We start from the raw sequence: 20,729 nt of genomic DNA on the forward strand, positions 1-20,729 counted from the left end.
GCAGGGGGCTATTTTGGCTTAAATCTAGCAATATTCGCAACTTTTCCTCTGAAAATCAGTCTATTAAAGGTATAGCGGGAAACTAGGAACGTGTTCCCAGACTTTGAAAGATTCTTGTATTTAAAAAAAGAGATGGGAGAGTTACGCTGAAATGAATGAAGTTTTCATGGAGAAGAAACGCGGAGAGCAATCGCGGGGATTACAGAAGCTGCATGCAAAAAAATGGATTGCTGCCTCACTGGCAGGAGTGCTGTGGATTATGCCGGTCATCGGCAGTGAAGGGATCCCGCAATTTGGCTCCGGACCGGCACCTGTGGCTCACGCAGCGGGCTCTTTTGCTGTAACCAAGCTGGGTGAAGAGGTAGTTACTTCAGGTGCCATTATGATGAAATATAAATTTACAACGTCTCGTTCCGGCAAAACAGCCACAGGGCTGGCAGATGTGATTCGGGTAGATCTAAACAATCCTTATGTCTCCATTGATGTAATGACCGGTAAAGGCGGGAAATTAACGACCCGGCAAAGCACAGGCGGGATGGCAAAAGAGACGGGAGCCGTTGCTGCCGTGAACGGTGACTATTTCAATACAGGAGGCGAGGGGGCGCCTATCGGCGGCCAGGTATCTGGTGGCGTCGTTGTTTCATCACCTTCGCAGCTCGACGGAATGTACGCTTTTGCCGTGACCAAAGACCGGAAACCGGTAATTGACGAGTATTCCTTCGAAGGTCTGGTAACCGCAGAGGACGGATCACAGTTTCCGTTATCCGGTATCAACAAAGGAGCGTACAGTCCAGAGGGCGGCAGTTCCATTTATAGCCACGCCAATGCCGCATACATATATACGGATGCCTGGACCGCACTGGATCGTCCGAAGAACAGCTCCACTACCCCTACAGAGGTGTTGGTGGAGAATGACGTTATTACCCAAATTTCTGCGGATAAGGCGTTGCCTATAGCCGTACCAAAAGGAGCTTATATTTTACGGACACACGGGCTTGGGGCTGCGTTCGTGAAGAATCATCTGGTTGTTGGGCAAAAGCTGAGCAGTGTCTACACCCTGCGCTCCAAAACTACACAGCAGGAGCTTGATCCGGCATCCTTGCAGATGATGATCGGGGGACACACCATTCTGGTGAACGACGGTAAGGCGGCAACGTTCTCTCGTTCCACATCCAGTATCGGGGGATACCGCGCGCGCACGGCTCTGGGCTATTCGCAGGATGGCCGCTATGTGTATGTGGTAGCAGTCGAAGATAATGCGAACAGTGCTGGTATGTCGCTGACCGAGCTGCAATCCTTCATGACGGACATCGGTGTCTGGAAAGGAATGAATCTGGACGGAGGCGGCTCTACAACCATGGTGGACCGGCCGCTTGCCGAAACCTCGACTACCCTGACCTTTAATACCGAATACGGCACAGAGCAACGCAGCATCGTCAACGGACTGGGGGTCTATACCTCGGCTCCGCAAGGGGAAGTGAAAGGGATCAAGATTAGCGGTAACTCTGTGCTGCTGATCGGTCAAAAGGCAAGCTATTCATTAAAAGGCTATGATACGTACTATAATCCAATTGATGTTGCAGCTTTAAGTCCAGTATGGTCGTCAAGCGGCGGCAGTGTGACGGTAAACGGTGGAGAAGCCACCGGAGTTAAGCCGGGAACTGTGAATTTGACAGCCACTAGCGGCGCTGCCAGCGCTTCCACCAAGATTACCGTCCTTGGCGGAGATGATATCTCCAGCCTCACTGTCGGCACGGCGACGGCACCGCTTGCGGCCGGTACCTCCGTGTCCGTCCCAGTGACCGCTGTAGCCAGCAGCGGAGCAACGCTCACTGTTCCGGCATCAGCGCTAAAGTGGGAATTTATTGGCTTTAAGGGCAGTGTGCAGGATGGCAAGCTGACGGTTAATTCGGTAGATTCAGGCGTTACTACAGGATATGCTATCGCCCGTTATGACGGCTTCAGCACGGCGGTTGTGTTATCCACAGCGGCAGCTACTCCTTGGGAGGATTTTGAGAATGTGAGCTACCCGATTGCGTTCACATCCAATGTGAGCAGTGTCGTGGGAACCGCGGCAGTCCAAGCGGGCAGCGCTGAGCGGGCAGGCTCCAAGGTGCTGTCCCTCAGCTATGATATGACCGCAGGCAGCGGTAAAATGTACGCTTATGCCCAGTTCAACGGGACAAGCGGCAAAAGCATTCCGGCTGCGGCAACCTCCATGTCGCTGGACGTTATGGGTGATATGAGCTTAAACTGGCTGCGTGCTGAAGTCGTAGACGGAAGCGGAAATACATCCTATATCGATCTGGCCAAGGTGATTGACTGGAATGGCTGGAAGAGCCTCAATATTGATCTGTCAGGCTCCGGCATTAAATTCCCGGCAACCCTAAAGCGGCTATACGTGGTGAATGTGGAGGAAGGACAGGATGAGCGGGCGAAGACAGGAACAGTTGCTTTTGACAATTTGTCGTTCGTAATGCCGTCGCTGTCCAGCGAAGCCGGTCTTCCGAAGGGCACAGCCGCAATGAGCATCGGCTCCAAGTCGATGACTGTGAACGGCACCAAGAAAGCGATAGATGTCTCTCCAATTGTCAAAGATGGAAGCACATATGTGCCGATCAAATATGTGCTGGATGCTTTTGGCGGCAGTGCGGCATGGGACCCGAACACGAAGAAAATTATGGTGCTGCGCGGAGCCAAGGTCCTCGATCTGACTGTGAACAAGAAGGAGTTTGTGCTGAACGGAAAACGCCAGGGTGCAGAAGTAGCGCCTGTGATCCTGCAGGGCAGGACTTTAGTACCTCTTCGACTGGTATCGGAGCAGCTTGGATTATCCGTAAAATGGGAACAGAAAACGAAGACCGTAACTATCGAATCGTGATATGGTAATATTAAAGGAAAGCCTTTAATACGATCCGATAGAAATGGGGCAAGCATCCGTGGAATTTCAAGCCGATGCGATAGATCGCGTCATTAAGAATACCATCGACGTGATGGAGAGCAGCAAGTATCAGATATTTGAAATATTGCAGGTTGCACGGGATGAGCTTGTTGCGCTTAACAAAGAACTGCAGCGGGTCATGGATGAAACGGATGAAACATTGCAAAAGGTAGACAAGCTTGAGCTGCAGTATCACCGCTCTCGTATCCGGCTGACAGAGGTCAGCCGGGATTTTGTCCGCTATTCCGAGAAGGATATCCGGGTCGCTTATGAGAAAGCAACGGAGCTACAGCTTGAACTCATGATGACGAGGGAAAGGGAGGTCTATCTTCGGAGCAGGCGGGACGAACTGCAATTGCGGGTCCGCAGCGTGGAAAATTCAGTAGAGCGTGCAGAGTCGATTGGCTCCCAGATGAGTGTTGTCTTGGAGTACTTATCCGGGGAACTGGGTCAAGTGACGAGAATTGTCGAATCTGCGAAGAATCGGCAGATGATCGGCCTCAAGATTATCCTGGCTCAGGAAGAGGAACGGAAAAGAATTGCCCGGGAAATTCATGACGGTCCCGCTCAAATGCTGGCGAATCTAGTCCTTAGGACGGAAATTGTAGAAAGAATGCTGGTGAAGCAGGAATTTGGGTTGGTACAGGACGAAGTAATAGACTTGAAAGGTCAGGTTCGGTACAGCCTGGAAGAAATGCGCAAGGTGATTTTTAATCTGCGTCCGATGGCGCTCGACGATTTAGGCCTGATTCCGACACTGAGAAAATACGTGCATGATTATGAGGAGAAGACGAAGATCCGTACCTCTTTTGAAACAAGAGGGAAAGAGCACCGGCTGACCTCAGCCATGGAGGCAGCGGTATACCGTCTGGTGCAGGAAGCTTTGTCCAATGCGGCGAAGCATGCGTTCCCTAGCTACGTGTTGGTAGAAATTACTTATCAGGCACAGTTGATCAAGATCGTCGTGAAGGACAACGGATTAGGCTTTAATGTGAAGAAGGTAAGCGAGCAGGGCAATCGGGAAAGCTTTGGGCTGGTAGGCATGCGGGAACGCGTGGAGCTGCTCGAAGGAAGAATGGAAATATTGTCAGCCGAGAATCAGGCCACAACAATCATCATTCACATTCCGACGAATGTAGAGAAGGGAAAGGAGTAATGTGATGGAAAACCAGAACCCTGGCAAGTCGCCCATAAAAGTTCTTTTGGCCGATGATCATCAGTTGTTTCGTGAGGGGCTTAAGCGGATTTTGAATATGGAGGAGGATATTGAGGTCATTGGCGAATGCGGTGACGGTATTCAGGTGCTTGAGTTTTGCAATGAAAACAAACCGGATATCGTGCTGATGGACATCAATATGCCGGTTGAGAATGGTGTCGAAGCCACGCAAAAGCTGCGGGAAATGTTCCCGGATGTCAAAGTGATTATTTTGTCGATTCATGATGATGAGAGCTATGTATTCGAAACGCTGCGTAAGGGCGCCAATGGTTATTTACTGAAGGACATGGAGGCCGAATCGCTCATTAATGCTATCCGTTCCGTCTGTGAAGGCCATGCGTTCATTCATCCAAAGGTAACAGGCAAGCTGATTAACCAGTTGCGGCGCATGACTTATCTCAATGAGACGGGTGCTATTGCTGAAACTGCGGTTAAAGAAGCGGGTGTCAAATTTGTTGCAGGCGACAACAATCCGCTGACCCGCCGTGAAGCAGAGGTTCTCCGGCTGATGGCTGAAGGTAAGAGCAACAAGATGATTGGTGAATACCTGTTCATCAGTGAAAAGACCGTCAAGAACCATGTTAGCAGCATCCTGCAAAAAATGGAGGTTGACGACCGTACGCAGGCCGTAATTAATTCGATCAAATATGGCTGGGTAACATTATAAACACAGGGCTAACGTTTTAAAACATTACATATAATGCTTGCAGCCTCGCTGCTGCAGTCAAAGTATTGTTTCAGTTTTCGGTTATAGGGAGACACGGTATTAGTGGAAAAGTGCAGCGAGGCTGCATAAAGCGGGGATGGTTGGCCGTAAGGCGGTCTTGGGCAGTCACCGACCTTTGATCACCGGCATATAGTGTCGGTATAAGAGGAGGTGTATCTCTATGGTAGCCCAGTTAATCTGGATTGCGGCCATCTATGCATTTGCGGTGCTGCTGGTTCATATTCTGCATAACCGGGAGCAGTCCCCGCAGCACATTCGGTCCGGGAAGCGGCTTCATTATATTCTCATTACCCGAAATCATGAATATGTGGTGGAATGGTATATCAGAGCGCTGACTTTTTATGCTTTGCTGAAAGGGGAGCTGCTGCAAGTAACCTTAATGGACGATGATTCGAGTGATGGAACATTGGCCGTAGCCTCCAGGCTGGCCCGCAGTGGTTCCGCATTGGAGTTCGCTCCGGTTATGCGCACCTTGCAGGCGGGTATTGAACCACAGCTTGGAATTGTGGTGGATTTGCGCGAGCCCGGGCAACCGGTTCCGCTGCCTTTTCTGCAGATGCGGGGAGCAGGGGATGCGAAGCAAAGCGAGGCGAACAATCATAAAAAACGCAAGTGATGCAAGAAGCGGGTGAAGCACACTCTCGAGAATTCGGGGAGTGTGCTTTTTTGTGTTTCTGGAAAAGTTTGGATTTGAAAAAAACTGGAGGGTTGGTGACCAATTAGGGTTAGGCGGAATTTGTATAATCAATTTACGGAAATCTGCGATGTGGCGACATTTAGTGGGATGCTCTGCACCTCATGCGTGAGGAGTTATAAATAGTCAATCCTTTTGATTAGATTAGTGTACTTTTTCCCACTATGGATGTTGCGAAGTGAAATGATTTAGGGGGCGGAATGGATGAAAGCTGCTGTGTATGCTGTGAGTTGTGATGGAAGCTGGAAGGTATGGATTACGCTCGATATACATGTAGACAGCCTGTGGTGGAGCGGTACTGGACGAGAGCACGAAGGCTGGAACAGCAGGGCGGCAGACAGGCTGGTGCTGTTGTCTCCATCGCTCCCTCTTGGCTGGGCGGTAAAGCTGCGTGAGAGCTTCCGGTCAATTCAAGCGATGCAAGATTGGAAGGAAGAGGACTGGGCGCAGTATGTCGCAGATGTGTTGAGTATTGAGCTTCGGGAGGAGAGGGAGAGGGGAGGTCTGTGGGATGAGGGATGGATCTATGAAGGAATTTCTATCTACGAGCCATTTAGGGATGGCATCTTGCAATCTGGGCAGAGTTGGAGGGAGACAGGGCTCGAATGGAACAATGAGGAGAGAGCTGCCAACTTGGTTAGAGGACACTCAGAACTGGGGAATGGCTGGAAGGAGAGAGGAGTTACTGAGCAAGCCGTTTCTATGAAAGGGAAGTGTGATCAGAGTGATCACAGTAGGGCTATAGTTCAGGCTGATCGCATGGAGGAAGGGGTAGGGCGCTTAGCACTTGGAGCAGCAACTGAGCAATTGGTAAAGGCGCTCGCGGGCCGCTCGCTGCTCCAGCCTGAAGCGGAAGCGCTCCTGGCGGAGGTGCTTCCGGAGCTGGCCGGGCATTGGCGGGCTGCGGCACAGCTCGCGCATTTGCAGGGGCGGCTGAGGCTTGAGGCCGCCGTCGGTACTCCTGCGCCGCGCCGCGCAGGACCCGGCTGGGCGGCGCGCCTCTTGCACGCTGCGGCGCTTTGCCTGCCGCAGCTTCGCTTACCCCGGCGCGGCGCGGCCACCGCCCGCCGCGCGCAAATGCGCTGCCTGCGCTGCGGCAGCGCCGCCACCGGCCGCACGGCATGCGCCGCGTGCGGCCTTGCGGGCTGCGCCTATTGCGAGGCCTGCCTCGCACTCGGGCGCAGCCGGGCTTGCGCGCTGCTGCTGCGCAGCGCGGCGTCTCCGGCCGTGCGGTGCACGGCCGGCACCTCCCCCACCGTGGCGGCACGCCGGTGGGGGCTTAGTGCGGCGCAGGCGGGGGCCGCCGGCGCTGCACTGGGGTTCCTGGCGGAGCCGCGGCAGCGCTCCGCCGCCAAAAGCCCAGAGCGGTTCCTGCTCTGGGCGGTTACGGGAGCGGGAAAGACGGAGATCACTTTCCCGCTCCTTACGGCGGTGCTCGCTGCCGGAGGCCGAGCGCTTGTCGCGACGCCGCGCCGCGACGTCGTGCTGGAGCTGGCGCCGCGGCTCGCAAGGGCCTTCCCGGCGGAGACACTCGCCGTGCTGTACGGCGGCAGCGCAGACCGCTGGACCAATGGCCGGATCACCCTGGCCACCACCCATCAGCTGCTGCGATTTCATCAGAGCTTCGATCTGGTCATTCTCGACGAGGTAGATGCATTTCCCTTTCATAACGATCCAATGCTGGCTTATGCCGCTGAGCATGCCTGCAAACCGGGCGGCTCGTTCATCTATCTGTCCGCAACACCTCCCAAAGAACTGCAGCAGCTGGCCCGTTCCGGCAAGCTGCCGCATGCCAGAGTACCAGTACGGTTCCATGGTCATCCGCTGCCGGTACCCCGGCATTTGGAGCTGGCATCAGTACAGCAGTGCCTGAAGCGCGGATTCCTTCCCAAAGCGTTGTTGCAGGCACTTCGCAGGTCATTCGAACGTAAGGCGCAAATTTTTTTGTTTGTATCACGAATTGCCCACATCGAGGGAATGCTGGCTCTGCTCCGGCGAAGCTTCCCGGGCACTGCTATTGAGGGCACCTCCTCCCAGGACCCGGCGAGAACAGAGAAAGTTGCGGCTTTTCGCAGCCGTGCAATTTCTCTCCTCGTAACTACCACCATTCTCGAACGGGGAGTTACGGTTCCCCGCAGTGATGTTTTTATTTTGGACGCGGACAGCAGCCTGTTTGACGAAGCGGCTTTGGTACAGATGGCAGGAAGGGCTGGACGCTCCAAAGACGACCCGGCGGGCACCGTTTTATTTATATCTCCACAATGGACAAGATCCCAACGGGGAGCAATCTCGCAGATCCGCACCATGAATACCATTGCCCGCAGGCAAGGTTATTTAGAGCACAAATAAGCCTCACCGGAGAAAATGAAAAATATCAATTTTGCAAGGAGGGTTGTCCATGTTTGCCCTAAATACTTGGCTGCAAAAAGCTCAGACCCTGCTTTATCCTTCCTCTACTCCATGCCTCATTTGCGGAAAAATCAGCCAGTTTTCATCCGAACTGCCTGGAGTTTGTGTGAACTGCGAAGCTAATATTCCGTGGATTCGCAGTCCGCGCTGCTCCAAATGCGGCCGACACGTTGGCTGTCCTGACTGCAGCCGCAGCAGTGAATCTGTGCCAATCGTCTGCAACCGCAGTGCAGTAGCTTATACAAGCGTGATGCGCGAAACTTTAGGCCAGTATAAATACCGTGGAAACGAACGGCTCGCTTCCCTGCTTGGCTTGATGCTGGACAGAGCATATGACATGCTCCAAACAGAACGTGGTCAGGTAATTCGTAAACCCGCTTTTTTGCAAAACCTGCCCTTCCTGTCCATCTTTTCAGGCCAACGTGCTTCTTCCACCAGCTTGTGGCAAGCTGATCTGCTGGTCCCGGTACCCGTGAGTGACTCCCGGCTTGCGGAGCGCGGCTTCAATCAGGCGGAGCGGCTTGCAGACGTTCTGTCGAGGCGCAGGGGGCTTCCGCAGCTTCCGCTGCTGATTCGTACCCACCACACAGGCAAACAGAGCTTCAAAAGCCGGGCCGAACGCCTAAGCGATATGAAGTACGCTTTTGCTGCCAACCCGGACCCTGCGGTAAGGATGGCATTTACTGAATGGCTTAATTCCATCGGACCGCAGATACAAGTTCGTCCGCTGCAAATCATCATTATTGATGACATTTATACCACAGGAAGTACGATCCGTGCCTGCGCGGAGTCGCTTAAACTGTTAACTGGCAGCTTTGGTTGCCTAGCGGAAATATATAGCCTGACCTGGGCCCGTTCGTAAAGAGTTATATTAAATCACCGTTAATACTTTTTTTGTTATGAAAATATAATCAAAGGGATTTTATAGCCGATACTAATCATAGACGAAGTTCTTACAATCATGTAATCTAGGATCATAAGATGTCTATATGCTGCACACACTGTATGGAAGGGAGCCGCTGCTGAAAATGAATCTTGATAATTGTCCAAGATGCGGCCGGTTATATGTCAAAAATATTATGGACTTGTGCCAGCCCTGCATTAAGGAATTGGAACACCAATATGAAATATGCGTGGAATATTTGCGTGAGAACAGAGGCACCAATATTCAGGAGCTGTCCGATGCGACGGGAATTTCGATTAAGGAAATCACCCGTTTTATCCGCGAAGGCCGGATTTCTATAGCAAATGCGCCTAATATGATGTACCCCTGCGAAGTCTGTGGAACCTTGATCCGGGAAGGACCTATGTGTGAAAGCTGCCGCAGCCGGCTGCGGAAGGATTTTTCAAATGCGGTCAAGGAAGTTGCAGCAGCTGACACTCCTAAAAAACCGGGAGAAGGCGCATATCGGGCCGTCGATAAGCTCCGCGAATAATTAAATTAGCAAAAAAACGTTTGCAGCTATAAAAAATGTTTCAAAACTGGCCGATAAACTTAGTAAAGATTATCGGCTTTTTTATATTAGAAGGAAGGTGAAGTAATGAAAATTAACGAGACCGGACGGATTAATCCCATTAATCCATATCAACGCAGTGCGGAATCGCAAAGACAGGAACAAATGAAGAAGAGTTCACGCAAGGATGAGGTTTCGATTTCGGATGAAGCCATTAAGCTTCTGCAGGCTCAGCAGAGCGGCAAGATTGATGCCGAACGTTCCAGCAAGATTGAGAGCTTGAAACAGCAGGTTTCCGCAGGTACCTACCAAGTTGACGCAGCCAAACTCGCAGACACACTCGCCCCTTACTTTAAGCAATCCTCCGAGAATTAGGTGAAGACACCCATGCCATTGACAACATTGATAGAATTGCTTGAGCGGCTGGACGAGGTACATGTTCAAATGCTGGATCTGGCCGCTTTCAAGAAGCAGACGATTATAGATAACAAGGTGGATGGTCTTATCGACATCATGAACCGGGAGTCCAAGCTTATGAAGCAGATCGGTCAGCTTGAGGAGAAACGTGCCGAGGCTGCGTATGCTTTTCTGCAGGGGGTTGGAATCCGCTCCAACTTGAATCTGAACCTTACAGAGCTGTCCCGCCTTGTATTTGATCCTGAAGACAAGTCGCGGCTGTTGCATGTTCAGCAGAAGCTTTCAGGCACGCTACACCGTTTGAAAGAGGCCAACGAGCTGAATCAGAAGCTGATAGAGCAGTCGCTTACCTTTATAGATTATTCCCTGGATTTGCTCGTCGGAAGGCCGAACCAGGATTTTACCTATCATCATCCGTCCGACAAGGGAAGCAGCGCCGCCCGGCCGGGCCTTTTTGACGCCCGAGGATAGACTCATCTTTCTCGCAGGCCGGTTTGCCGGAGCAATCACAAGGGAGGAACAAGTAGCATGACATCTACATTTCACTCAATAGAGACGGCAAGACGAAGCCTGTTTACACAAACTGCTGCTCTCAACACAACCGGGCACAATATCGCTAACGCCAATACAGAAGGCTATACCCGCCAACGCGTCAACATGAAGGCTGCTTCGCCTATTGAGGCATACGGCTTTAGCAACTCTACAGCTCCAGGTCAGTTGGGGACCGGGGTGGAATTCACTTCCATTGAGCGGATCCGTGAGATGTTTCTGGACGATCAGTACCGTGGAGAGAGTTCTGCCAGCGGCAACTGGAAGATTCAGTCCGATACCCTTGATAAGTTGGAGGCAATTGTAAACGAACCCTCGGATACAGGTATCCGGACTGTACTCGATAACTTTTGGAAGTCCTGGTCGGATCTCAGTAAGAACCCGGATGATCCTACTGCCCGCAAGATTGTAGTGCAAACTACGAAGTCTCTTACGGATGCCATGAATTATATGAGCACACAATTAAACAACCTGGACAGAGACCTTAATACCAATATTGATGTCAAAGGGAAAGAAATCCAAGGCTATTTGAGCTCGATTGCTGATCTTAATCAGTCTATTGCCAAGATCGAAGGAATGGGTGATCAGGCCAATGATTTAAGGGATCAGCGTGACCTGATGACAGATAAACTGTCCAAAATTGCCAACATCACTGTCTTAGAGACAGATGCAGGCTATAACATTTCCCTGGGATCGCAGCAGCTTGTTCAAGGGGCAGCAGTAACTGCAACGGTAGACAGCGCTTTTCTGAATGCCGCTTATACCTCTGGAGATCTGAAGGCGGGCGAAGCCTACGGAATGATTTTTTCCAGCAAAAACTATGTAGCTGATTACAAGAAGCAACTGGATACTATGGCTAACACGATTGCTACGGGAGAGGTTCAGGTTACGATTCCGGCAGGCTCTACTCTTCCAGCAGGCACTACAGTCCTCAAGGATTCGGAGATAATTAATGCGGATGGCACGAAGACTCAACTCCTCGCAGGTTCTGCCGTTCCCATTCCGCTGACGGGTGATCTTAAGACTACAGTAAAAGGTCTAAATGGTCTGCATAAATTAGGCTATGCATTGAATGGTAGCTCAGGCCGCGATTTCTTTACGTCTTCCGTTGCAGGAGAAGCAATCACTGCAAGTAATATTCGGCTTAACCCGGAAATTGCTGATGACCCTACTCTCTTTGCTACTTCTCTACGTGCAGATATAGATAGTTCCGGAAAGGCGACTGTAATCAAGGGCAATAATACCTTGGCCCTGATGTTCGGTAATTTAAAGGATAATAACACCTTTACAACACCCGATGGTTCCAAGACAGGTACGGTCGGATCATATCTTAGCTCCATGGTAGGCCAACTAGGGATTCAATCACAGGAAGCTACTCGCCAGACGAGTAATGCGGATTATCTGGTGGAGCAAGTGGATTCCCGCCGCCAGTCGGTTAGTGGCGTATCTCTGGATCAAGAAATGTCGAATATGCTGGTATTCCAGCATGCTTACAGTGCTGCTGCACGTTTTATGACGACTTATGACGAGATGCTTGATAAACTGATTAATTCTACCGGCACCGTCGGCAGATAAAGGAGGAATAGCATATGTTGAGGGTAACCTCCAATATGATGAGCTCACAGTTGCTGCTTAACTTGAACCGTAATGCGCGTGCCATGAACGAAACACAGTTGCAGCTATCCACCGGACGCAAGATCAACAAGCCTTCCGATGATCCGGTTGGTATTACGTATTCTCTGCGTTACCGTGCAGAGCTTTCATCAAATGAACAGTATACAAAAAATGTAGACAGTTCTCTTTCCTGGCTGGACTATAACGATACGGTGCTGGGACAGGCCGGAGATGTGGTTCAACGTCTGCGTGAACTAACCGTGCAGGCTTCTACAGGCAGTAATCCGCAGTCCGCTTTGGACAGCATTAATGAAGAAGTAATGCAGCTCAAACAACAGCTGGTGGATATCTCCAATAGCAAGCTTAACGGCAAATATATTTTTAACGGTGAAAAATATGACTCCAAACCTTATGATTTTGCCATAGGGGCTGATGGTACATATGATACGTCCAAAGCTATTACAACAGACCCCGGGGAGATTCAGTATATTGTAGGCGAAGGGGTACAGATGCCAATAAATATGACCGGGAATGATGTTTTTGGCAAAACAGGTGATGCGGATAATCTGTTCACCATCATTAATAATATTTCTGCAGGGCTGAAATCCGGTAACATTTCTGCAGTATCCAAAGAACTGGATAATATTGATACACGAACAGAGACGATTCTATCAGCTCGTTCTGAGATAGGTGCCAAAACTAATCGTGTGGAATTAATGCAGGGCCGTTTAAGTGATTTGAATATAAATCTGACCGATCTCCAGGCCAAGACAGAGGATGCTGATTACGAAGGACTAATTATGCAGTCCAAGATACAAGAAAATATCTATAATGCCTCCCTGTCCGTAGGAGCCAAGATTATTTCTGCATCTTTAGTGGACTTCATCAGATAATGGAGGTGGTACTCGATGTTGCAGCCTATACTGCAAATTCGACAGACACCGGCAGTGCTTGGCATTGATGCTGATCCGGGTACATACTCCATCACCCAGCCTAAGGCTGAAGTTAACATCACGACAACTCCTGGGGAGCTGAATGTACACTCAACACGCCCGGAGCTTACGATAGACCAATCTGCCGCTCGGGCAGCCTATTATGGCGGTAGCATGATCGATATGAACAAGAGAATCTATTCCGGTATTCAGCAGCTATATCTTCAGAATTTGGCGCGGAAGGTTGAACAAGGAAACCGGATGGCCGAGTTTTACAAACCTGGTAATACGATTGAAGAGGTCTATGGTACAGATACGGAGCCTAATTCTTTCCCGGAGATTCGTGGCCCGGCGTCCTATGACAATGTGGACATTCATTTTGAGACGAAGGCTCCTGAGATCAGCTTCCGGGCGGCAAAGGTTGATATTGAGGTGGTAAGGCATCGACCAGAGATTGAGTATACACGAGGCAAGTTGAACATCTACATGCAGCAGTACGCCTCCGTGCAGTTTATACCACCGGAAGTAAATGTTCAAATGTAGCTTTTGTAAGCTATAGATGTGCTTAATGCGCCTCTATAGCTTTTGTGTTATCAAAGAGAATACAATTTATGAAATAAGTTTTGCAAATGCAAAACTTCTAAGGAGTGAACAACTTGATTATAGAAACACTGTCTTGGGGAAAACTTGAGGTAGGAGAAGAGCAGATTTATCACTTATCCAAGGGATTGCCTGGATTTGATGATGAAACGGATTTTGCCTTGATTCCCATGGCGGAGACACCGTTTTGGGTCCTCCAGTCCGTAAAAGATAAAGGGTTGTCCTTTTTACTTGGTGATCCTTTTGTTTTTTACCCAACCTTTGAATTTGAGCTCCCCGATGATGAAGCGGAGGAATTAGAGATCGTTACGGATGTAGTGGTGCGCTGCATTATCACTCTGAAGGAACAAGCTGAACTGTCAACCATTAATCTTCTTGCTCCTATTGTACTTAATCCTAGCACCCGATCCGGCAAGCAAATTGTTTTGCATCGGTCTCCTTATCATACTAAGCATAGCTTGCTGCAGGAGCAGCCAGTTATTGACGGAAAGGATGGTGGATGAAATGCTCGTACTTTCCCGCAAAAAAGGGGAGTCCATCGTCATTCAGGACCAGATAGAACTTACAATCTTGAGTGTGGATGGGGATACCGTAAAGGTAGGCATCTCTGCCCCGAAGCATGTCGATATTTTCCGAAAAGAAGTATACCTCTCGATACAGGAAGCCAACCGTGAATCGGCTGCTCCGCAACAATCTGATTTGAATGCGCTGATTCACCGTCTGCGTGGACCGAATCAATGATTCATCTGAAAAAATCTAAATTAGCCATGGCAGTGTTGTTGACCGCTGCATGGCTTTTGTTATGTATATTGCCTATTCGTTTCGATAATGCCGCCGCTGAGGGGAGCCGGATAGCTGCAGACCAACTGAAAAGTATCAGCCGCCTGTCGTTCACGCTGCGTGATGCTTACCAGACACCGTATACTGTCTATATTTATGCTAACGATGAGAAGGTAACTGCCCTGACTGAAGAAGACTATTGGACCAATAACAAGGTGGGGGACAAAAGATATACAGGGAGTTATCGCGCTGCACTGCTAAAGAACGGAGAACAATATGGTACTGTGCAATCCGTCAAGCTTGGGCTGAAGGAGATTACTTTACCTCAAACCTGGCATTATATCGTTAAAGGTATCGGGACTTCAATGCCGGACATGTTAATTATCTCGGAATGGGGCAGCTCCAATTTCAATCTTGTCCATCCGTTCATTATCCGTTCAGGGATTCTTCAACCACTGAAATTCACTGACAACAACGGCAAGAAGCTGGATGATTCCTACCCGGCAGATAGGGAAGAGGGGACCCGTAGCTTATCGGAATCACGGGTTCAATTCAAATTTTATAATAATAGCGTGTTCAAATATGCTGTAGATACCTTTAAGCTAAATATCAGCAAGCTGGAACTACACCTGAATGATACCCGATATGTGGATCAGGCGGCTTGGCCTAACTCAGCAAGTGGGGACCGTGCCTATCTGGAGAGCCTCAAAGCAGCAGCTATTAAGGGAGTTTTGCCCGCAAATCCACAGATTAAGCTGGGAATGACTTTTAATTCTGTGAAGAACAAGCTAAAAACTGCAAAAACTAAGGAAAACGGAGAGTGGGGAGCTTATTATGGCTTCGACAATTACTTTGTGGGCTTCAACGACTACTTGCATGACATGAACTCGAATTCTCAAGTGATGATCTTTGATCTATTTGTGGAGCCGCGTAATCTTACTCCGGGTAATGTCAAGAAGTGGCTGGGCAAGCCCAAGGATGAATATTTTGATGAGCAAGAAGCTGGTTATGAAATGATCTATAAGATGGGTCAACACGTTATGTCATTTTATTATACTAAAGAGTCTGATCTGATTCAGGTGATTACAATCTATTAAAAATTACGGGGGGAATAGACTCCTTTGTTGCAACGGGCCGCATTCCTTGATTGAGGGGGCGGCTTGTTTTCGTTTTCGAAAAAAATAAAAAAATATTCAAATCACTCTAAATAGTTCGGGAGTCCGTGTCGATATATAGTTTAGACGCTGATCCGGCAGGGCGGCCGACCTTAATGGTTTGGCGTTTACCACATGGATGTGGAACTAACTTAATTTCAGGGAGGAAATATCAAATGATTATCAACCACAATATCGCGGCGTTGAACACTCACCGCCAATTGTCCATCAACACAGCTAACACTAACAAAAATATTGAGAAGCTGTCTTCCGGTCTTCGCATCAACCGTGCTGGTGACGATGCTGCCGGTCTGGCAATCTCCGAAAAAATGCGCGGTCAGATCCGCGGTCTGGATCAAGCTTCCCGTAATGCTCAAGACGGTATCTCCTTGATTCAAACAGCTGAAGGCGCACTGAACGAAACCCACAGCATTCTGCAACGTCAACGCGAAATCGCTAACCAATCCGCTAACGGAACTAACACTGATTCCGACCGTCAAGCTCTGCAAGACGAAATGAACCAGTTGACTTCCGAAATCAACCGTATCGGTAACACTACTGAGTTCAATACTCAGAAATTGCTGAAAGGTGACGGGAAATCAACGCTTCCAGGAACTAACGGTGCTTTCGCAGATGGTTTGTTGACAGGTGGTACTACTGTTCACACTCAAGCTTCCCAAACTACACAAGTTACGACACCAGCAGTAGCAGGTGATAGCTTAACCTTCACGATTAATGGACAGGAATTGAAGATTAACTTTACTGCTTCTGGAGCGAATGGTACAGGTAATGATGGTAAAGCATACAATACAACTTCAAATTCTGCCTCTATCGCATTGTCTGGTGCAACTGCACTCACTTCAGCAGATGATATTACAGCAGCATTAAATAGCATGATCGCTGCAAATGATACTTTAAAGGGTAGCTTCAGTGCATCTGATGGAGGAACAGATACAGTAACTCTTACAGCAACAGCAGTAGCTGCTGGAGGGAAATTCGATGGTGCATTGGGTAACATTAACGGAGCTTCTGGGACAGGAACTCTCGTAGTTGCTAACGCCAATACTGTTGGTACAACTGTTAACACAGCAGCTAAAGCAAACTATGCTTTTACAGTAGCAAATGCTGCTGACGCCGCTAAACTTGTAGGAACAGGTATGACAATAAATGACCAACAAATTGAGTTTTATGATGCAACTAAAGGAGCATACACTGGCAGCGCGGTAGGCGTGAATATTAGTGAAGCTATTAATGCCGGTGCTAACTGGGCAGATAAGGTTGTTAGTGCTATTGTTAGTACAGCTGGAGACAAATTAAGCGGAGTTAAACTAACTGGAGCTACTAATACTTTAACAGTAACTGCAACTGAAGCTGTTGGTGCCGCTGGAAACGGAATCAAAGTTTCTAATGGAGGAGTTCAAAAAGACTTCGAAACTTCTTTCCAAATCGGTGCTAACTCCGGTCAATCCATGAGCTTGTCCATCGGTGACATGCGTGCAGCTGCTCTGGGTATCACTGGTAAAGCTGGCGCTGCTGGGTTCACATCTGCCAACACAGTAACTAATGGAACTAATGATGTTAAGGGTGAAGCTGCTCTGAACATCGCTACTAAAGACGGCGCTGCTGCTGCTCTTGATGTTCTGGACAAGGCTACTGCATCTGTATCCAGCGCACGTTCCAAACTAGGTGCTGTGCAAAACCGTCTGGAGCACACCATCAACAACTTGGGAACAGCTTCCGAGAACCTGACTGCTGCTGAATCCCGTATCCGTGACGTTGACATGGCTAAAGAAATGATGCAACAAACTAAGAACAACATCCTTGCTCAAGCTGCACAAGCTATGTTGGCAACTGCTAACCAACAACCGCAAGGCGTTCTGCAATTGCTTCGTTAATTTTATCTCGCTTTACCCAAGGCTCCGGGGAATCCCGGGGCCTTTTTTCTTTTTTTTCTTGACTTGAACAAAGTCCTAAATTATCCCTGAAACAAACCGATATATACAATATAAAACAAGTGTTGTTGGAGGTCGGGGTAAATGAATGTACAGTTTTCGCTTTCTGCAAGTACTGTATCGGGTGGACAGAGCAAACCTGAAGTTGCATCCAGTCAAGATCCGGTGACACCCGTAAGTCAAGTATCCGCTATTCGTGATACCAAGGACATGAGCTTGAAAGAGATTCAAGGGGTCAACGTGTCTGTTGCCGAGGAGCAGCTCATCCGTACCATCGAACGGGCAGTGAAATCTCTTCAGGGACCCCAGACCACGCTGCAGATCAGCATCCATGAGAAGACACATGACATTATGGTTAAGGTACTCAATAAGGATACAGGTGAACTCATTCGCGAAGTCCCTCCAGAGAAAACTCTGGATCTGGTAGCTAAGATGATGGAAATTGCAGGTATACTCGTAGACGAGAAAATCTAACTTTTAGGAGGTGCTGTTTTGGTTACACGTGTAAATGGATTTTCGGGTATGGACATTGATAGTATGGTTAAGAGTATGATGGCTGCCAAACGTGTTCCACTGGATACTCTGAATCAGAATAAGCAGATCCTGAACTGGACGCGGGAAGGGTACCGTGAATTAAATAGCAAGCTTTATGATTTTCGGCAGAATAAATTAATATCAACCACCAAATACGGCGGAAGCGCTGCTCTTAATGCTAATAAGGCAGTTGTAACAGGAAATACAGATGCAGTAAAAGCTGAGGCACAGGCTAATGCCGCTGGGATAGATATGAAGGTGAGTGTCACCCAGTTGGCTACCCGGACATCGCTGACGATGAAAGATGGATTAGGTCAAGGCGTATCCAGCTCCACTTCACTCGCTAAGCTTGACGGTGTGGATTTATCTCTTCTTTCAGATGCGAGCAGAACCGAATATCTTAAAAAAGGGTTTGATGTCACCATCAACGGTGAGAATTTCAAGGATGCGGATGGAAATTCACTGTTTAACGGCCTGACCTCTATATCGACTATGGTGTCAACGATTAACTCGAATGCTAAGGCTAATGCTATCGCAAGTTATGATGAGCTCACCGGTAAACTAACTATTGCTTCTAAAACCAGCGGTGATCCCAAGCTCGCAACGGCTGCTTACGATGTAAAAAAAGACTTAACTATCGGTAGTGGAAGTACCCTGCTGGCGCTCTTCACCAAAAGAACGGTAACCGAGGTTGAAACGAATGGCCCCGGTATTACGGATGGCACCAAATCATTGGCGTTTCTCCAGAATAAGCTTGATGGGACAAAGTTGGAAGATGCGGAGAAGTTGACTTATCAGTTCAGTGTTAATAATAAGTGGTTCGCTTTTGACGCGAAGATGACTATAGATGAAATGGTGACCAAAATAAATGATGAGACGGGTACAACAGGGGTGCAGGCGCAATTTACCGGCGGGAAATTAAAACTGTCGGCCGCCTCTGGCGAAGTAAAGCTAGGGGGAAATGCTTACGATCTCCTGAAGCTGTTTAATGGAGTCAAGCCTGCTGTATCGGACCCTAGTGATTTCGATCCGAAAGTAGCTGGGCAGGACGCTAAGGTCAACATTAATGGTGTAGATCTGAAAGATACCAGTAGTAATATTATTACTATTAATGGTGTTCAACTTACACTCCTTGAAACGACGAACAAAAGCGGAACCGATGTTCCGTTCACTATTAAAACACAAACCGATCCTGATAAAGCTGTAGAGACAATCAATGCGTTTGTGGAAGACTATAATGAACTGATCAAGACGTTGAATGCGAAAGTTGATGAAATCAAGTATCGTGACTTCAAACCGTTAACGGATGATCAAAAGAAGGCAATGACTGATGATGACATTAAGACTTGGACGGAAAGGGCAAAAAGTGGTCTTTTCAAGAATAATGATATACTAAACTCAGTTTTGGCAGAGATGCGTAGTGTTATTACGGAGAAATTAGGGTCACTCAGTACCCTTGGGATCACTACAGGGAATTATTTGGAGAACGGCAAGCTGGTAGTTAATCAGCAGAAGCTCAAGGATGCAGTTAACGCCAATCCACAGCTCGCAATGGACTTATTTCAAGGTCCGGCAAACGCTCCGAAAGAGGGGATATTTGATAAACTGGCAGATAAAATAGGAAGTGCACTGGACAAAATTTCTGAACGTGCAGGTACAAATAAATTCTCTATGGACCTGAGCAGCAGCTTCAAATCGGAAAGCGTTATGGGCAAGAAGCTTAAAGAATACGACAACAAGATCTATCTTATGCAGAAAAACTTGAATGAAGCCGAAAATCGTTATTATAAGCAATTCACAGCTATGGAGACAGCCATGAATAAGATGCAATCACAGACTTCGAAGCTGTTCCAATAGGCAGAATAATTTAAACTAGAGGGTGAGATTATTGCTTACATCTCCTTATGAGAAATACCGCCAGTCTTCTGTCCAAACCTCAACGCCAGCCCAGTTGTTAATCATGCTATATGATGGAGCGATTCGTTTCGTTCGGGCAGGAATTGATGGATTAAATAAACAGGATTACGAGAAAACAAACCTTAATTTGGGTAAGGCTCAGACAATCGTGAGTGAGCTAATGAGCACATTGGACCATTCCTATGAAATATCCAAAAGTCTATATTCATTATATGAATATATGAATTTCTTGCTGGTTGAAGCTAATATCCGTAAAAGTGTAGATAAAGCGGAGGAGGCCGTAGGTTATCTTACAGACCTTCGTGAAACCTGGCTCCAGGCCTCCAAGCTTGCTGCGGGTCAGACTGAGATTGCTAATGGATGAACTTATCCGTAGCCTGGATCAGCTCACTCGGGAGATGATGAATCAGCTTCAGAAAGCGACTTATGAGGAGCTTGAAGCCTTTGTAGAGGAGCGGCAGAAACTTGTCGATTCGATTGCAGAAAAAGTCGCATTTAGTCCATCGACACCTGCACAAAAGCGGGAAATTAATCGAATCCTGGAGAATGACAACGCGCTGCTTGACCGGATGAATGAACTGCGTCTGGAGGCCCGGAACTGGCTGCAAAAACGTAGTCAAGCCAAGGTGCAGCGCAGTGCATACGAGGCGAACTATTCGCCGGACAGCCTCCTCATGGACCGCCGAAAATAATAATTTCCAGATGTTTCATCTCACGAGCAGTCGGGTATTAATTACCGTCTGCTCCTTTTTTTGTTTCGGATATGACTGGCTGTGTTTTTTTATGATAAATTATGGATGGTAAAATATTGAAAGTAAACATTTACTATTCCAATTGAC

20 protein-coding genes are annotated in these 20,729 nt (G+C 48.4%); all 20 read left to right on the plus strand.

The features are described 5' to 3' along the window. Positions 1-151 precede the first annotated feature (151 nt). Complete coding sequence (locus ACX1DY_RS20340; protein WP_458966019.1) at positions 152-2,881, plus strand: stalk domain-containing protein; 2,730 nt, start codon at positions 152-154, stop codon at positions 2,879-2,881. A 58-nt stretch (positions 2,882-2,939) separates the two neighbouring features. Further along, positions 2,940-4,097: a sensor histidine kinase gene (locus ACX1DY_RS20345; RefSeq protein WP_458966020.1), complete on the plus strand. Its 1,158-nt coding sequence runs from the start codon at positions 2,940-2,942 to the stop codon at positions 4,095-4,097. A gap of 4 nt (positions 4,098-4,101) precedes the next feature. Beyond that, on the plus strand, positions 4,102-4,824 hold the full coding sequence (locus ACX1DY_RS20350; protein ID WP_458966021.1) for a response regulator transcription factor: 723 nt from the start codon (positions 4,102-4,104) through the stop codon (positions 4,822-4,824). A 220-nt stretch (positions 4,825-5,044) separates the two neighbouring features. After that, the gene (locus tag ACX1DY_RS20355; RefSeq protein WP_458966022.1) at positions 5,045-5,500 is read left to right on the plus strand and encodes a hypothetical protein; all 456 of its coding nucleotides are present in this window, start codon (positions 5,045-5,047) and stop codon (positions 5,498-5,500) included. A gap of 282 nt (positions 5,501-5,782) precedes the next feature. After that, entirely contained in the window at positions 5,783-7,927 is a 2,145-nt protein-coding gene (locus ACX1DY_RS20360) for a DEAD/DEAH box helicase (RefSeq protein WP_458966023.1), read from the plus strand. A gap of 49 nt (positions 7,928-7,976) precedes the next feature. Beyond that, positions 7,977-8,849 (plus strand): double zinc ribbon domain-containing protein, encoded by an 873-nt coding sequence (locus ACX1DY_RS20365; protein ID WP_458966024.1) that lies wholly within the window; start codon positions 7,977-7,979, stop codon positions 8,847-8,849. Positions 8,850-9,015: 166 nt separating this feature from the next. Then, the gene (locus ACX1DY_RS20370) at positions 9,016-9,423 is read left to right on the plus strand and encodes a TIGR03826 family flagellar region protein (RefSeq protein WP_458966025.1); all 408 of its coding nucleotides are present in this window, start codon (positions 9,016-9,018) and stop codon (positions 9,421-9,423) included. A gap of 105 nt (positions 9,424-9,528) precedes the next feature. Further along, positions 9,529-9,816: a flagellar biosynthesis anti-sigma factor FlgM gene (gene flgM, locus ACX1DY_RS20375; RefSeq protein WP_458966026.1), complete on the plus strand. Its 288-nt coding sequence runs from the start codon at positions 9,529-9,531 to the stop codon at positions 9,814-9,816. A 12-nt stretch (positions 9,817-9,828) separates the two neighbouring features. Further along, positions 9,829-10,329, plus strand: a complete 501-nt coding sequence (locus ACX1DY_RS20380) for a flagellar protein FlgN (RefSeq protein WP_458966027.1) — start codon at positions 9,829-9,831, stop codon at positions 10,327-10,329. Between the two features lie 57 nt (positions 10,330-10,386). Continuing rightward, entirely contained in the window at positions 10,387-11,982 is a 1,596-nt protein-coding gene (flgK, locus tag ACX1DY_RS20385; RefSeq protein ID WP_458966028.1) for a flagellar hook-associated protein FlgK, read from the plus strand. 14 nt (positions 11,983-11,996) lie between these two features. After that, positions 11,997-12,914, plus strand: coding sequence for a flagellar hook-associated protein FlgL (gene flgL, locus ACX1DY_RS20390; RefSeq protein ID WP_458966029.1), 918 nt, complete (start codon positions 11,997-11,999; stop codon positions 12,912-12,914). A 15-nt stretch (positions 12,915-12,929) separates the two neighbouring features. Next, the gene (locus ACX1DY_RS20395; RefSeq protein WP_458966030.1) at positions 12,930-13,496 is read left to right on the plus strand and encodes a DUF6470 family protein; all 567 of its coding nucleotides are present in this window, start codon (positions 12,930-12,932) and stop codon (positions 13,494-13,496) included. 104 nt (positions 13,497-13,600) lie between these two features. Next, the gene (gene fliW / locus ACX1DY_RS20400) at positions 13,601-14,056 is read left to right on the plus strand and encodes a flagellar assembly protein FliW (protein ID WP_458966031.1); all 456 of its coding nucleotides are present in this window, start codon (positions 13,601-13,603) and stop codon (positions 14,054-14,056) included. A gap of 1 nt (position 14,057) precedes the next feature. Next, positions 14,058-14,294, plus strand: a complete 237-nt coding sequence (gene csrA / locus ACX1DY_RS20405) for a carbon storage regulator CsrA (protein ID WP_458966098.1) — start codon at positions 14,058-14,060, stop codon at positions 14,292-14,294. Continuing rightward, a complete protein-coding gene (locus ACX1DY_RS20410; protein ID WP_458966032.1) occupies positions 14,291-15,430 on the plus strand; it encodes a hypothetical protein in 1,140 nt (379 codons plus the stop codon). The genes csrA and ACX1DY_RS20410 overlap by 4 nt, the downstream gene beginning before the upstream one ends. A 233-nt stretch (positions 15,431-15,663) precedes the next feature. Then, positions 15,664-17,382 (plus strand): flagellin N-terminal helical domain-containing protein, encoded by a 1,719-nt coding sequence (locus ACX1DY_RS20415; protein WP_458966099.1) that lies wholly within the window; start codon positions 15,664-15,666, stop codon positions 17,380-17,382. Positions 17,383-17,523: 141 nt separating this feature from the next. Then, positions 17,524-17,913, plus strand: coding sequence for a flagellar protein FlaG (locus ACX1DY_RS20420; RefSeq protein WP_458966033.1), 390 nt, complete (start codon positions 17,524-17,526; stop codon positions 17,911-17,913). A gap of 18 nt (positions 17,914-17,931) precedes the next feature. Next, positions 17,932-19,830, plus strand: coding sequence for a flagellar filament capping protein FliD (gene fliD / locus ACX1DY_RS20425; RefSeq protein WP_458966034.1), 1,899 nt, complete (start codon positions 17,932-17,934; stop codon positions 19,828-19,830). Positions 19,831-19,861: 31 nt separating this feature from the next. Next, positions 19,862-20,254 (plus strand): flagellar export chaperone FliS, encoded by a 393-nt coding sequence (fliS, locus tag ACX1DY_RS20430; RefSeq protein ID WP_458966035.1) that lies wholly within the window; start codon positions 19,862-19,864, stop codon positions 20,252-20,254. Beyond that, on the plus strand, positions 20,247-20,582 hold the full coding sequence (locus tag ACX1DY_RS20435; RefSeq protein WP_458966036.1) for a flagellar protein FliT: 336 nt from the start codon (positions 20,247-20,249) through the stop codon (positions 20,580-20,582). Before fliS ends, ACX1DY_RS20435 begins: the two co-directional genes overlap by 8 nt. Positions 20,583-20,729: the final 147 nt, after the last annotated feature.

This window comes from Paenibacillus sp. BAC0078, from assembly GCF_054483875.1.